The organism is Myxococcus sp. CA033, from assembly GCF_013336625.1.
Taxonomy (GTDB): domain Bacteria; phylum Myxococcota; class Myxococcia; order Myxococcales; family Myxococcaceae; genus Myxococcus; species Myxococcus llanfairpwllgwyngyllgogerychwyrndrobwllllantysiliogogogochensis.
In genome coordinates, this window is the sequence record NZ_JABUMU010000009.1 from 219239 (window position 1) to 233599 (window position 14361).

The following is a 14361-nucleotide window of genomic DNA, read 5'->3' on the forward strand; positions in this document are numbered from 1 at the left end:
AAGACCATACGGCCCGCGCAGGGGCCCGTGGTAGCGTCCACGGACATCATCCAGCGCGAGGACCGCTGCGTGCGGGCCGCGCGCCCTGACGAACGGGGGAAACAGTCATGGCATCCGACACCATCACACTCATCAAGGGCCAGGGGCCCCTTCCGCTGCCGGAGAAGCCGCACCTGCGCCTCGCCAGCGGCAACTTCTGGGCCGAGGAGGTGGAGGCCAAGGGGGGCCGCGAGAAGCAGCTCACCGCGGGCCTCTTCATCATCGACACCCGCACGTCTCCCTCGAAGCAGGACCATGTGCGTGTCCATGCGTCCCAGGTGGTGGAAGTGGACGGGGCTTCGCTGGAGATCCTCGAGGTCAGCGGCGCCGAGGGCAAGGAGCCCGCCATCCACCTCAAGGTCCGCTGAGTGCCACACGCATAGTGCGGGCGCGACGCAACTCTGGCGCCGCCGCCGCGACAATCCAGACATCCACTGACGCCCTTGGGGGGCGACAGTCCATCTTCAGATTCCGCTGTTCCGAGGGGGAGCATCCATGAGCTTCAAGATTGGGAATGAAGGGTCCCGCGTCACCCAGCCCGTCCCGCAGGCCACCGAGACGGTCCGGCCGCAGGCGAAGACGCAGGAAGTCCGTGAGCAGCAGCCCGCATGGGCGAGCGCCCGGACCCAGGACGGCATGCTGCCGCCCAGCCGCCGTGAGCAGTTCGCCACCGCGCTCGGCCAGACGAGCCAGGCGAGCGGCGCGGAGAGCCCCAAGACGAAGGACCCGAAGGCGCTCGACACCAACGTCACCTACGGCCCGGTGAAGAACGGCAGCGTCTTCGAGGCGGGCACCGACGGCACCAAGGCGCACTGGAACGACGTGCAGCAGGGGCAGATTGGTGACTGCTACCTGATGACCTCCATGGGCGCGATTGCGCGCGCCAACCCGGCGCTCATCGAGAACATGGTCAAGGGCCCGGACGCGTCCGGCAACTACAACGTCACCTTCCAGGACAAGGGCAAGCCGGTGACCATCACCGTCACCCCGGACCTGCCGCTCAACTCCGGTGGCAACCCGGCCTACGCCGCGACGCCGCAGGAGAACGGCAAGGCGGAGCTGTGGCCGGCCCTCGTGGAGAAGGCCTATGCCCAGTGGAAGGGCGGCTACCCCAACATCGTCCACGGCAACAGCGCCAACGCGATGGAGGCGATGACGGGCAAGAAGAGCAGCAGCCTCGACGTCGGCGGCGCCACGCTGGCGGACCTGGAGAAGCGGCTGAACGCGGGCGAGGCCATCACCGCGGGCACGCACGACGACATCAAGCTCTTCGGCCTCATCGACCTGCCGGACGGCACCGACAAGCCGCTCTACAAGAACGGCACGCTGGTGGCGGACCACGAGTACTTCGTCTCGGGTGTGGACACCAAGGCGGGCACGGTGACGCTGCGCAACCCGTGGGGCGCCGGCACGCCGGACGTCGTCCTCACGGAGGCGCAGTTCCGTGAGTCCTTCCAGTACGCCAACAGCAACCCGACGAAGTGATTCGACGGGCGCCGGGCACGCGCGGGTGGACCGGACTGGCACTGGCCTTGGGGCTGGTGCTGTCCGGGTGCGCGCGTGAGACGCCCGCGGTGGCGCCCTCCCCGGCGGAGCAGCCCGGCACCATTACCCTGACGAAGAATCACGGCCCGCTCCAGGTGACGCCGCACCTGAGTCTGGCCACGGGCAACTTCTGGCCCGAGGACACCGATGCGGGCGCGCGTGAGCCCACCGCCGCCCTCTTCATCTACGACTCGCGAGTCGTTCCGCCAGAGCAGCAGCACGTGCGCGTGCGCGCGGGCCAGAGGGTGGAAGTGGCGGGCGAGGTGTTCGAGGTCTCCGAGGTCATCGACCGTGGAGACGAGCAACTGCTGCGCCTGCGACTGCGTCCGCGTCAGCCCTAGACGGAGCGAGCGGGAAGCGCTGGGACGTCACGGGGCTTCAGCATCCCCGCGGCCACGCGCACGGTGAAGGCTCGCGGCGCGAAGCGGGGCATGTTGGCCTGGAACCAGTTGCGCCAGCCGGCGATGAGCGAGGGCCTGCCCTGCTCCAGGCCTCGGAGCCCCGCGAGGGCCACCTGCTCGGCGGTGGCGGTCGGCCCCACCGCGACCTGGCGCGTGCCCACCACGTCGAAGAAGGACGTCTCCACGGGCCCTGGGCACAGCGCGAGCACGCGCACGCCCCGCTCGCGGTTCTCCGCCCAGAGCGCCTCGGTGAAGGACAGGACGAACGCCTTCGTCGCGCCGTAGATGGCCATGTACGGCAGGGGCTGGTAGCCGGCGATGGAGGCCACGTTGAGCACGCCTCCGAGTCCTCGGGCGACCATGTCCGGCAGGAACAGATGGGTGGCATCCACGAGCGCGGTGACGTTGAGCATCACCTGCTCATGCTGTCGGGCCAGGGGGACGGCCTCGAAGGCGCCGTGGGTGGCGAAGCCGGCGTTGTTGATGAGCAGGTCCACGTGCAGGCCGCGCTCGCGACACTGGCCATGGAGCTGGCGTGCGGCGCCCTCGTGACTGAGGTCCATGCTCAGCACCTCCACCTGGACGGCGTGTTGCTTCATCAACTCGGCGGCCAGGACGCGCAGCTTGTCCTCCGAGCGGGCCACGAGGACCAGGTTCATCTTCCGCGCCGCGAGCAGGCGGGCGAAGGCCTCGCCGATACCAGAGGACGCGCCGGTGATGAGCGCCCGGCGGCCCTCGTAGGGGAAGGGACCCGAGGTGGGCGCGGGGGAGACAGCAAGGGGTGTCGAAGCGATGTGCATGGGTCCAGAATGTGAGCTAGGACTCACGTTCGCAACTCGCGTCGGTGCTCACATTCGTGGAGGAGGAATCATGCCGCGCCGTCCCCCTGTTTCCCGTCGGAGGAAGCCCCATCAGGACCGGGCGCAGGCCACGTGTGAGGCCATCCTCACGGCGGCGGCTCGCGTTCTCGTCAAGAATGGCTATGAGGCCGCGAGCACCAACCGCATCGCCCGCGAGGCGGGGGTGAGCATCGGTTCGCTCTACCAATACTTCCCGAGCAAGGAGGGATTGGTGATGGCGGTGATGGAGCGGCATCGCACGCGCTCGCTCGCGGGCTTCGAGGCGGAGCTGGTGCGACTCGCGAGCCAGCCATTGCCCCAGGCGATTCGGGCGCTGGTCCGCCAGTTGCTGACCACGAAGTTGGAGAACCCCCGGCTGCACCAGGTGCTGCACGAACTGGCGCCGAGGATGCGGCAGTTGGGGCAGGTGGACCCGCACGAGCAGCGGCTGTTCCGCCTGGTGCGAGCCTTCCTCGCGCCAAGGGCCGAGGAGCTGCGTCCCAAGGACCTGGACATGGCGGTCTTCGTCCTGGTGCACTCGGTGGAGACGCTCTGCATCAAGGCGGTGGCGGACCGTCCCGACTATCTGACCAATGAGGCGTTCCTCGACGAGCTGTGCGCGTTGATGCAGGGCTATCTCCAGCCGGCGGGAGCGTCCTCTCGGACCACGCCGAAGAAGATGACGGGACGGGGGCGAAGCTCGGCCTCGCGCGAAATCTCCGCGCGGCCGTGAATATCCTCCGGGCGCATGCGTCGGTCGCGCACCCCCGATTGTTGGAGCCGCCTCGCATGCGAACCCTCCTCGCTGGCCTCGTCCTCGCCTGCCTCATCGTGCCCTTCTCTGGTGAAGCGGCGACCCTGCGCTGTGGCAACAAGCTCATCTCGGATGGCGCCTCTCAGTCCGATGCGCTCATGAAGTGCGGGGAGCCCATGAGCAAGCACACGCGGGAGGAGTCGACGTCCACGCGGAACAGGGTGCGCGAAGGCAAGGAGGAGTCCTCCACCACGCAGACCGTGACGGTCCAGGTGGAGGAATGGACATACAACTTCGGGCCCAACCGGCTGATGCAGGTGGCCGTCTTCACCGACGGCAAGCTGACCGACGTGCGCAGCGCGGGCTACGGCAAGTAGGCCCGCCGCGGGCCCATAAGAAACGCGTCGCCCCGAATCGAGAGGACCAGGGTGCCCCTCGCCTCGGGTTGCACGCCCTGAAACATCGGGCGCGGAACGCTTCGCCTCCTTGCATCGCCGTCCGTCCTCACCGAGCATCGGTCCGTGTCTCCACTCCCCTCCGCGTCGTCACGCGGCTCGCACTCCTCGCTGGTGGGTCGGCGGTGAGCGCGGACGCCAGTCCTCCACCGAACCGCGTCCTGGCAGACCTCTTCGTGCGCACGCGCGCCCAGGAGGCCGCGCTCGTCCTCGGCGCGGCGCTCTGCACCGCCTTGTTCGCGCAGGTCGCCATCTCGGTGCCGGGCTCACCGGTGCCCATCACGGGGCAGACGCTCGCCGTCGTCCTCACAGCCGCCGCGCTCGGGCCTGGACGTGGCGTGGCCGCGCAGCTCGCCTATCTCTTGTTGGGGGCGGTGGGGTTGCCCTTCTACGCGAAGGCGGCCAGCGGCTGGGGGGCGCTCGTCGGTCCGACGGGCGGCTATCTGGTGGGCTTCCTGCCCGCGGCCTTCCTCGTGGGGCTCGCGGCGCGTCGAGCCTACGACCGGCGCCCGAGGACAGCGGTGCCCCTCTTCCTCGGGGGACAGCTCGTCATCCTGGTCATCGGCGTGTGCTGGCTCCATGTGGTGGCCTCGCTCGACTTCGCCACGGCCTTCCACAAGGGCTTCGTGCCGTTCATCCCTGGGGGACTGCTCAAGGCCGCCCTCGCCGGTCTGGTCTCGTCTCTCGCCTGGCGACTCGTCCGCGCTCGCGAGGCCTGACCTCATTCTCGCCGGCGAGGCAATGCGCTCACGGGTGCGGACCACGCGAGGAGATACCTGACATGCCATTGGGTGGGTTCGGGAGTGCGTCCTGATGGCAAGCAAGGCGGTGCTCGCAGCGTGTCAATCCCATCAACCTATAGCTCTGGCTTCATGGGCGACCCACGTTGCGCCGCGAGACTGAAAGACTCAACGTGGCGGAAGCCCCGGGCGCCTCGACCCTGCCAGCGCCCGGTGAGTGACGGCTCAGGCGACGCGGGGGAAATCCACCTCGGTGCCGGCCACCACGTTGAGGTAGTTGGTGAGCACGTTCTGCGCGACGGCGGCCACCACCTCCACCAGCTCCGCGTCGCTCAGCCCCACCTTGCGTGCCTGCGCGAGTTGCGGGCCCACGTCCGCTGCTCGTGTGCGAGCGATGGCGACGGCGAGGTCCAGGATGGCCTGCTCGCGGGGGTCCGCCGAACGACCGGTGCGAAAGCCCGTCAGCTCATCCGCCTTCACTCCGTGCCCCTTCGCCAGCGCCGTGTGCGCGGAGAGGCAGTAGGTGCAACGGTTCAGCTCCGCCACCGCGATGGCGATGGCCTCCTGCGTGCGCGGCGACAGCTTCGCGCCGCCCATGGCGTTGAAGTAGCCCGCCACGGCATCGAGCGCCGCGGGGGAGTGGGCGAAGGTGGAGAACATCTTTGGGACCATCCCGAACTTCGCCTTCAGGGCGGCGAGCGTGGGCTCGGCGGCTGCAGGCGTATTCGCGGGGCCAACAGGGGCAATGAGGGGCGTCGTCATGGGGTGCTCCTGGGGACAACGGGTTGTGTGGCAGGTCGATTGGTTTCGACTCGATACCAAATGCACCCGCCCTCATTGCTTGTCAAGTCGGTATCGACACGATACCTTTGTGCCCATGGCCGCCGACCGCCTCTACGTGTTGCTCGAGCGACTCGGGAACCTGCTCCGTACGGAGGAACGGGCAGCGGGGCTGCCACACGGGCTTCAGCCGGTGCACCTGCAGGCGCTGCGGTATCTGCAGTCGTGCAACCGCTACAGCAACACGCCCGCGGCGCTGACGGAGTACCTGGGGCTCACCAAGGGCACCGTGTCCCAGACGCTCCTGCTGCTGGAGGAGAAGGGGCTGTTGCGAAAGCAGGCGGATACGGAGGACCGGCGCGTCATTCATCTCCTATTGACGGAAGCCGGCCGCGCGGTGCTGAAGCAGGCCCTGCCACCCGAGCTCTTCAAGCGGGCCCTCTCGGGGCTGCCCGGTGATGGCGCGGCGCTCGATGAGTCCCTCACGGAACTGTTGCGGGCGTTGCAGGCCGCGAATGCCCAGCGCAGCTTCGGCGCGTGCGGCACCTGCAAGCACTTCCAGCGAGAAGGCTCGGGGCGCTTCCGCTGCGGCCTGACGCAGGACCCGCTGTCGCGCGAGGACAGCCAGTTGCTCTGCCGGGAGCACGAGGGCATCACCCCAGGGCACTGACGCCCGGCGCGAACCGCGTGCGCTGCTCGGCCGGAGGGAGGCGTGTCGCTCCGAGTTGATAGGGTCGAAGTGCCCATGCGCACTCTTGCCCTGATGTTGAGCGCAGTCCTGTTGACCACGAGCTGCGCTTCCCAGTCCTCCTCATCCCAGAGAGAGTTGGACGCGTTCCATGCACGTCGCACAGCGCTGAACGGGCCTCCACCCGCCTCGATGGGCCTGGGCTCGGACGCCGTGCGGCGTCGCGAGAGTGGAACAGATTCGAACACCGTGTCAGGAGCCGTGGGTGGTGGGCAGCAGAACGCCGCACTGACACGACAAGCGGTCCTGGCCGCCGTCGACGAAGTGCGGAGCTCCACGGAAGACACGGCCCGAGCCATCTCCAGGCTCGCCACGAGCACGCGAGAGCTGGGTGGGCATGGCAGGCACTTCATCCGCTACTTCGACCACGGGGCAAGACAGTTGCCCTGGCTTCGTGGGGCACTCGGGAGCATCACTTCTCTCACGGCTGAATCCAGCTTGGTGGGAGACGCGGACATGGAGCTTGGCATCCTCCGGATGACGGGCCCTCGGCTCCAGGCCGCGTTGTCCGGCACGATGCTGCTTGCCACCTGGCTCGACTTCCTGAACCTCGTGAGCGTCGTGCTCCAGCAATGCCCTTACTACAGCGTGGAGCAGTTGCTCGTGGACATGGACCGCGTGTGGAACCTGCTGGAGCCAGCCTTGGGCGCTCTCGCCTCGCGGGAGCAGGCGCGCGTGGAGGCCACGGCGACAGCCATGCCCGTGCTGATGGGGCAACTGACCCATGAGTTCCACTCCATTCGCGAGGGTGCGCGGATGGCGATGGAGCGTACAGGGCAAGTGGTGGCGACGGCGCAGTTCATCGAGATGCTCGCGCTCGTCTCCGCGCTGAAGATGTCACTTCCCAGGCTACCGCCCGCTGCGCCCGTCGCGCTGGGAGCGCGACTGGTGATGGGCCCTGGCGGAATCATGGCCGGCCAACAACTCGTCGTCTCCGCCGAGTGGGTGGAGATGATGCGAAGGCTCGTCCAGGCGGGAGTCATCTCCGCGCCCGTCGTGAGCGCGGCGGTCCGCACCAGCGCGGGACACGTGTGGATGGCGCAGACGAACCAGGAACTGCCCAAGGGCGTGCGTGAGGCACTGGGAGACTCACCCGAGGTGCGCGGCATGCACGTGACGAACAGGACCGGGGCCGGCATGTCCGAGGCGCCGAAACATCACGTCCTGCCGCAAGAGCACCGGGAGTGGTTCGAGAAGCGCGGCTTCACGGGAGACATGAACATCGACCAGTTCTGCGTGAGACTGGAGCGCTCCCATCACGAGGCCATTCACGGCGGTGGTAATTGGAAACTGGGTCGCATCTGGCCGGGTGAATGGAACAGGCTGGTCATGAAAACCCTGTTCGATGCGGAAACAAGAACTCGTCGACTGTTGACTCGAAACGAAATCCTGAAGCTCGTCGCGAAGGACATGCGGGACTATAGAATCTCGATGAACTTCACTCCAGGGAGGGGCAGATGAGCGGCGGAGCAGCATGGCGGGGCGACGTGAAGGCGCGCCTCTATGAGCGAGTCCGTGCGAAGGGCTACGACACCCTGACCGCCTTCGCCGAGGCACGCCCAGCCATTCCCCTTCACGAACTGGCCGATGAACTGGGACAGGAGGACGTTGCCGCCGTGCAGATTCTCAGCGGGCTGCTCGGCGAAGCAGAGCAGCGCAAGCAGGTCACTCGTTTCGTGCGCGATGTCCTCGCGCGAGAACTCGCCGAAGCCTTCCCAGACGGTTGGCCCGGGGTGCTGGACGACGCGAATCGATTCGAGGCGGCCATGGCACTGGGCCGATGGTCCGCCTACAGCCCTCTGACTCATGAAGAGCGTGTCCGGCAGGCCAGTGATGCGCTCCTCGCCAATCCCCCACCCGCCGGTTGGCGCCCGCTCAGCCACGACGACGAACTCCTCCGCACCCTCCTCCCAGACGACACCGCCTGACAGGCCCACGGCGGAGACACCGCCGCGGGCCCCACACGGTCTACACAGTCTTCACCAGCGCCCTGCCCGCCGCCCGCCCCGAGAAGATGCACCCGCCGAGGAACGTGCCCTCCAGCGCCCGGTACCCGTGCACCCCTCCTCCACCGAACCCGGCCACCTCGCCGGCCGCATAGAGGCCGGGAATCACCTGTCCCTGCGTCCCGAACACCCGGCCGGACAGGTCCGTCTCGAACCCTCCCAGCGTCTTGCGCGTCAGCACATTCAACTTCACGCCGATGAGCGGCCCCGCCTTCGGGTCCAGGATGCGGTGCAGCTTCGCCGTGCGCACCAACTGGTCCCCGCGATACCCCCGCGCCTGTCGAATCGCCGCAATCTGCAAATCCTTCCCGAACGGGTTGTCCAACTGCCTGTCCCGCGCGAGCACCTCACGCTCCACCGTCGCGAAGTCGAGCACCGGCGTCTCCGTCTTCGCGTTCATCCCCTCCACCAACGTCCGCAAGTCGTTCGCCACGACAAAGTCCGCGCCGTGCTCCTTGAACGCCTCCACCGGCCCCATCGCCTTCTTGCCCACGGCCCGGTTGAGCACGCCCTTCCAATCCTTCCCCGTGAGGTCCGGGTTCTGCTCGGAGCCCGAGAGCGCGAACTCCTTCTTCAAAATCCACTGGTTCAACACGAACCACGAATACTCATGTCCTGTCTTCAGGATGTGCTCGAGCGTCCCCAGCGTGTCGAAGCCCGGGAACAACGGTGGCGGCAGCCGCTTGCCCGTCGCGTCCAGCCACAGCGAGCTGGGCCCCGGAAGAATCCGGATGCCGTGCCGAGGCCAGATGGGGTTCCAGTTCCTCAACCCCTCCGTGTAATGCCACATGCGGTCGCGGTTGATGAGCCGTCCACCCGCCGCCTCCGTAATCGCAATCATCCGACCATCCACATGCGCCGGCACACCCTGCACCATGAACTTCGGCACGGGCCCCATGCGCTCCGGCCAGCTCTTGCGCACCAGCTCGTGGTTGCCGCCAATGCCTCCCGACGTGACAACCACCGCCGAGCCCCGCAGCTCGAAGTCCCCCGCCGTCTCCCGTGAGCTGCTCACCCCACGCTCCACGTCCGAGGGCACCAGCTTCATCCCTCGCACCCCCACCACCGCCCCCGCCTCGACGAGCAGCTCGTCCACCCGGTGCCGGAACAGGAACGTCAGCGTCCCCTTCTCCCGCGCCGCCTGCGCGCGCCGGACAAAAGGCGCGAGCACTCCCGGCCCCGTGCCCCACGTCACATGGAAGCGAGGCACGGAGTTGCCGTGCCCCACCGCGCCGTAGCCACCGCGCTCGGCCCAGCCCACCACGGGGAACCAGCGCATGCCCTGCGCATGCAGCCACGGGCGCATCTCCGTCGCCGCGAAGTCGACGAAGGCCTCCGCCCACTTCCGGGGCCAGTGGTCCTCCTCGCGGTCGAACCCCGCGGTGCCCATCCAGTCCTCGAGCGCGAGCGCATGCGAGTCCTTGATGCCCATCCGCCGCTGCTCCGGCGAGTCCACCAGGAACAACCCACCGAAGGACCAGAACGCCTGTCCCCCCAGGTTCTGCTCACCCTCCTGGTCCACCACCGTGACGCGCTTGCCCGCGTCCGCGAGCTCCGTCGCCGCGACGAGCCCCGCGAGCCCACCGCCCACGACGATGACATCCGTCTGCTGTCCCATCCGGAGCCTCCAGTCCCAAAACCCAAGGGAGGCCGGATGATAGCCTCAGTCGTCGACCTGGACCCGCACCCTCGCCAGCTCCGCGAACTGCCGCACCACGCAGTCCCCCTCGCTCCCGTCCTCCCAGGCGAGCATGGCGAACTCCGCCGGCGCATCCAACGCGATGATGGGGTGGTGCCACACGCCCCGGTGGTAGTTCACGCCCTCCCCCGGTCCACAGACGAAGGCCTCCAACTTCTCCACGTCCGGCCCACCCTCTGGCGCGCTCGGGGCGACACACACCAGGTACCGCTCGCACCGCATGGGAAGGAACGCCTGGCTCGAATACGGATGATGCTCCAGCAGCTTCACCGTGAAGGGCAGCCCCTGGGGCACCGAGCGGAACACCGCGAGGTTCGGCTTCGCCGAGTCCCGCGCATTCTCCAGCCTCGCGGACCAGTCGAACCGCACCGCCGTCCCCTGATTCGCCAGCGCACCCGGCGCGAGCCCCGCGGAGACCACATCGCCAAACGGTGCGAAGCCTTCTGGCGACAACCGCCGCGCGACGATGACTCGGGACACATGCTCACTCATGGCTGAAGCATAACGTCGGGGGATGACGCGCCCAAGGCGGCCCGGCCCGGCGCGAGTGCCATGGGACTGTCATGGTCAACAGCGCATCCCCAACGCCACGGGTCCTCCCCATGGCGACAAGCGCTTCATGTCCCGTTTACATCGCCATGGCATCTTCCACGGACTCAGAGCCGTCATGCCGAGGGCTCCCCACACCCCCATGCGAATCCTCCTCACCGCACTCGTCCTCTTGAGCGCACCCGTCCTCGCTCAACCCCCGTCCCCACCCAAGCCCGAGTCCGTCCCCAAACCCACCAGCTTCTTCCGCCAGCTCCAGGAGACACGCTCCTTCAACAGCGGCCGTCCCGTGGGCGCCACTGTCACTCCGGATGAGCAGACGCTGTTCTTCCTGCGCAACTCCGCCACCTCCAACGCGCTCTCCCTCCATGCGTTCGACGTGGCCACCGGCCAGTCGCGAGAGCTGCTCACGCCCGAGAGCCTCCTGCGAGGCGCCGAGGAGACCCTCACGCCCGAGGAGAAGGCGCGCCGGGAGCGCATGCGGATGAGCTCGCGCGGGTTCTCCAACTACACCCTGTCCGATGACGGCAAGAAGCTCCTCATGGGGCTGTCCGGCAAGCTGTTCCTCGTGGAGCGAGCGTCCGGAAAGGTGACCGAGCTCAAGACGGGACCGGGCGTCATCGACCCGCGACTGTCCTCGGATGGCACCCAGGTGGCCTACGTCCGCGAGCACGACGTGTACCGCCTGGACCTGGCCACCAACACCGAGCGCCGCGTCACCAAGGGCGGCACTGCGGAGAAGACACACGGGCTGGCGGAGTTCATCGCCCAGGAGGAGATGTATCGCTTCTCTGGCTACTGGTGGAGCCCGGACGCCAAGGCCCTGGCCTACACGGAGTCGGACACAAGCGGCGTGGAGAAGCTCTCCATCGCGGACACCGGCAACCCCGCGCAGGGCGCGCAGCAGCTCTCCTACCCTCGCGCCGGCAAGGCCAACGCCAGGGTGCGGCTGGGCGTCATCCCCGTCACCGGCGGAAAGACGACGTGGGTGAACTGGGACGCGGAGAAGTACCCCTACCTCGCCACCGTGCGCTGGCCCGCGAAGGGCCCGCTGACCCTGCTGGTGCAGAACCGCCACCAGACGGAGGAGGTGCTGCTCGCCGTGGACGTGAAGACCGGGCGCACCACGCCCCTGCTCGTGGAGAAGGACGACGCCTGGCTGGAGCTGGACCAGACCTTCCCCCACTGGCTGGAAGACGGCAGCGGCTTTCTCTGGGGCACCGAGCGCAACGGCGCACCCGAGCTGGAGCTGCGCGACGCCACCGGCAAGCTCGTGCGCTCGCTCGTCCCGCCTGACGCGGGCTTCGGCGGACTGGTGGGCTACGTGGAGAAGGAGGAGACCGTCTACTTCGTCGGAGGGACGAACTCCGCGGAGCGCTACGTGTGGCGCGCGCGAAAGGGAGACAAGCCGACCCGCGTCACCACGGGAGGCCCGGCGCTGGAGTCGGCCCGCCTCTCCCCCCGGGGAGGGCTGCTCGTCGTGACGTCGGAGGGCCCCAAGAGCATGCGGAGCACCGTGGTGCTCAAGGCGGACGGCACGCGCGTGGGCGAGCTGCCCTCCATCGCGAAGGAGCCTCCCTTCCAGCCCCGGCTGGAAGTGCGTCAGGTGGGCAAGGAGCGCTTCCCGACGTCCCTGGTGCGTCCGCGCGACGCGAAGCCCGGGGTGAAGCTGCCCGTCATCGTGGAAATCTACGCGGGCCCCGGCACCGCCATGGTCCGCCAGAGCATGGCGTCGCACCTCACCGCGCAGTGGATGGCGGACCAGGGCTTCCTCGTGGTGCGGCTCGACGGACGCGGCGCCTCGCCGACGGCCGACGCGAAGCTGCGCAAGCCGAAGTACGACTTCCCCAAGGTGCTGATGGATGAACAGGTGGCGGCGCTGCGCGCGCTCGCGGCGGAGGTCCCCGAGCTGGACTTGAACCGCGTGGGCATCACCGGAGGCAGCCACGGCGGCTACATGTCCGCGCTCGCCGTGCTCACCCGGCCCGACGTCTTCAAGGCCGCGGTGGCGGTGTCGGCGGTGACGGACTGGCGGGACTACGACACGCACCTGACGGAGCGATTCCTCGGCCTGCCCGACGAGCACCCGGACGCGTATGCCCAGAGCTCACTGCTCACCCACGTGAAGGCGGGCCAGCCCATGGGCAAGCTCCTCGTCATTCACGGCACCGCGGACGACAACGTCTTCTTCTTCCACGCCCTCAAGCTGTCGGACGCGTTGTTCCGGGCGGGCCAGTCCCACGAGTTCCTGCCGCTCTCCGGCATGACGCACATGGTGTACTCCGACCCGCAGGTGACGGAGCGCTTGTGGGAGCACACCATGCGCTACTTCAAACAGCACCTCTGACGGACAGGACGGAGGCCCTGGACTCGGCCTCCGTCCCCAACACCGTCAGCGCACCGGCGGCGGAAGCACCTTGAGCTGCGGCTTCACGACCTTCAGGTCACCCACCACCACGATGGTCATCGACTCACGCGTGAGCGTCTTCGTGGCCATCTGCTTCACCTGCTCCGGGGTGACGGACATCACCGTCTGCACGTAGTCGCGCAGGTACGAGTCCGGCAGTCCGTGCAGGTCCACGAAGCGCAGCTTGTTGATGATGCCGTTGCGCGACGAGTTCTGGAGCAGGAAGACACCCGCCAGGTAGTTCTGCACCTCGCGCAGCTCGTCGGCGGAGGGCGGCGTCTTGCGCAGCGTGTCCACCTCCTTGAGCACCTCCTTCAGCGACTCCCCGGTGACGGCCGTCGTCACGTCCGCGTTCTGCACCCAGGACGCATCCCCCACGTGCACGGAGATTTCGCTGTAGGGCGAGTACGAATAGCCCTTCTTCTCGCGGATGTTCGCGGTGATGCGCGAGCTGAAGTAGCCGCCGAGCAGCGTGTTCATCACCTCCTGCTGGACGTAGTCGGGGCTGGCGGGCGGCAGCGCCTTCACCGCGACGCGCACCGTGGACTGCACCGAGCCGGGCCGGTCCAGGTACTGCACCGACTTCGCCACCTGCTGCGTCGGCGGGTTCTGGACGCGCGCGGGGCCCGGCTTCCAGCCAGTGAACGCCTCGCGCACCGCCTTCTCCACCGAGGCCGCGTCGAACCGGCCGACGATGTACAGCCGCGAGCGGGCCGCGCCGACGTTCGCGTCGTAGTGCGCGCGCACACCCTCTCGCGTGTAGCCCTTCAGCATCGCCTCCGTCGGGAAGAGGCGGCCGTAGGGATGGTCGCCATAGACGGACTGCGCCAGCAGCTCGTCGGCGAGCACCTGCGGCTGGCTCCGGTAGATGGCCACGTCACGCAGCAGGTTCGCCTTCACCCGCTCCACCTCCGTCGGAGGGAAGGCCGGGTTCTGGATGACGTCCGCGATGAGCGACACCGCCTGGGGCGCCGACTCGGAGAGCACCTCGATGCCGACGAACGTCTGGTCCGGCGTGGTGCCGACGTTGAGCTGTCCACCCAGCCCGGCGGCCGTCTGCGCCACCTGCTCGGCGGAGCGGGTGGTGGTGCCCTCCACCAGCAGCTTGCCCGTCAGGTCCGCGAGCCAGACCTCATTGGACTTCTCGTGGATGTTGCCGGTGTCGATGGCGAGCTGGATGGCGACCTTCGGCATGTCGCCATAGGGCAGCAGGGAGACCTCCAGCCCGTTGTCGAGCTTGAACTCCGTGCGGACGGGGACCTTGAAAGGCTTGGGCGCCGCGGGAGCCGGTGGGGCCTCCTTGGCGGGAGCGGCGACGATGGCGGGCGCGTTGAGAAGCCCGAACACCATCAGCGCGGGAGCGACGAGACGGCTGCGAAGTGAGCGCGTGTTCATGGGT

General features: G+C 68.2%; 15 protein-coding genes. 10 read left to right on the forward strand and 5 right to left on the reverse strand.

The window, feature by feature from the left end:
• Positions 1-107: 107 nt before the first annotated feature.
• The 3 genes from HUA78_RS22970 (at position 108) to HUA78_RS22980 (ending at position 1925) form a co-directional block, all read left to right on the forward strand.
• Positions 108-407, forward strand: a complete 300-nt coding sequence (locus tag HUA78_RS22970) for a hypothetical protein (protein ID WP_141646760.1) — start codon at positions 108-110, stop codon at positions 405-407.
• 127 nt (positions 408-534) lie between these two features.
• Positions 535-1524 (forward strand): C2 family cysteine protease, encoded by a 990-nt coding sequence (locus tag HUA78_RS22975; protein ID WP_174458232.1) that lies wholly within the window; start codon positions 535-537, stop codon positions 1522-1524.
• Positions 1521-1925, forward strand: a complete 405-nt coding sequence (locus tag HUA78_RS22980; RefSeq protein WP_174458231.1) for a hypothetical protein — start codon at positions 1521-1523, stop codon at positions 1923-1925. Before HUA78_RS22975 ends, HUA78_RS22980 begins: the two co-directional genes overlap by 4 nt.
• Here the strand turns inward: HUA78_RS22980 and HUA78_RS22985 are convergent.
• On the reverse strand, positions 1922-2785 hold the full coding sequence (locus HUA78_RS22985) for an SDR family oxidoreductase (protein ID WP_174477149.1): 864 nt from the start codon (positions 2783-2785) through the stop codon (positions 1922-1924). The genes HUA78_RS22980 and HUA78_RS22985 overlap by 4 nt on opposite strands.
• 70 nt (positions 2786-2855) lie before the next feature.
• On the opposite strand from HUA78_RS22985, the gene HUA78_RS22990 reads away from it, so the two are divergent.
• From HUA78_RS22990 to HUA78_RS23000, 3 genes are all read left to right on the forward strand, one after another.
• Positions 2856-3557, forward strand: a complete 702-nt coding sequence (locus HUA78_RS22990) for a TetR/AcrR family transcriptional regulator (RefSeq protein ID WP_174458229.1) — start codon at positions 2856-2858, stop codon at positions 3555-3557.
• Between the two features lie 56 nt (positions 3558-3613).
• Positions 3614-3955, forward strand: a complete 342-nt coding sequence (locus HUA78_RS22995; RefSeq protein ID WP_141646765.1) for a DUF2845 domain-containing protein — start codon at positions 3614-3616, stop codon at positions 3953-3955.
• 203 nt (positions 3956-4158) lie between these two features.
• A complete protein-coding gene (locus HUA78_RS23000; RefSeq protein WP_174458228.1) occupies positions 4159-4752 on the forward strand; it encodes a biotin transporter BioY in 594 nt (197 codons plus the stop codon).
• Between the two features lie 246 nt (positions 4753-4998).
• Here HUA78_RS23000 and HUA78_RS23005 read toward each other — a convergent pair whose 3' ends face one another.
• A complete protein-coding gene (locus HUA78_RS23005; protein ID WP_174477150.1) occupies positions 4999-5535 on the reverse strand; it encodes a carboxymuconolactone decarboxylase family protein in 537 nt (178 codons plus the stop codon).
• Positions 5536-5650: 115 nt separating this feature from the next.
• On the opposite strand from HUA78_RS23005, the gene HUA78_RS23010 reads away from it, so the two are divergent.
• The 3 genes from HUA78_RS23010 (at position 5651) to HUA78_RS23020 (ending at position 8229) form a co-directional block, all read left to right on the forward strand.
• Positions 5651-6223 carry a MarR family winged helix-turn-helix transcriptional regulator gene (locus HUA78_RS23010; protein ID WP_141646768.1) on the forward strand — a complete coding sequence of 191 codons (573 nt, stop codon included), beginning with the start codon at positions 5651-5653 and terminating at the stop codon, positions 6221-6223.
• A gap of 267 nt (positions 6224-6490) precedes the next feature.
• Positions 6491-7762, forward strand: coding sequence for a DUF2380 domain-containing protein (locus HUA78_RS23015; RefSeq protein ID WP_371745642.1), 1272 nt, complete (start codon positions 6491-6493; stop codon positions 7760-7762).
• A complete protein-coding gene (locus tag HUA78_RS23020; protein WP_174458224.1) occupies positions 7759-8229 on the forward strand; it encodes an NUDIX hydrolase in 471 nt (156 codons plus the stop codon). The genes HUA78_RS23015 and HUA78_RS23020 overlap by 4 nt, the downstream gene beginning before the upstream one ends.
• 40 nt (positions 8230-8269) lie before the next feature.
• Here the strand turns inward: HUA78_RS23020 and HUA78_RS23025 are convergent, their stop codons facing one another.
• Positions 8270-9925: an FAD-binding dehydrogenase gene (locus tag HUA78_RS23025; protein ID WP_174460520.1), complete on the reverse strand. Its 1656-nt coding sequence runs from the start codon at positions 9923-9925 to the stop codon at positions 8270-8272.
• A 45-nt stretch (positions 9926-9970) separates the two neighbouring features.
• Positions 9971-10498: an ureidoglycolate lyase gene (locus tag HUA78_RS23030; RefSeq protein WP_174477152.1), complete on the reverse strand. Its 528-nt coding sequence runs from the start codon at positions 10496-10498 to the stop codon at positions 9971-9973.
• 199 nt (positions 10499-10697) lie between these two features.
• On the opposite strand from HUA78_RS23030, the gene HUA78_RS23035 reads away from it, so the two are divergent.
• Positions 10698-12902, forward strand: a complete 2205-nt coding sequence (locus HUA78_RS23035; RefSeq protein ID WP_174477153.1) for a DPP IV N-terminal domain-containing protein — start codon at positions 10698-10700, stop codon at positions 12900-12902.
• 45 nt (positions 12903-12947) lie between these two features.
• Here HUA78_RS23035 and HUA78_RS23040 read toward each other — a convergent pair whose 3' ends face one another.
• Positions 12948-14357 (reverse strand): pitrilysin family protein, encoded by a 1410-nt coding sequence (locus HUA78_RS23040; RefSeq protein ID WP_174477154.1) that lies wholly within the window; start codon positions 14355-14357, stop codon positions 12948-12950.
• Positions 14358-14361: the final 4 nt, after the last annotated feature.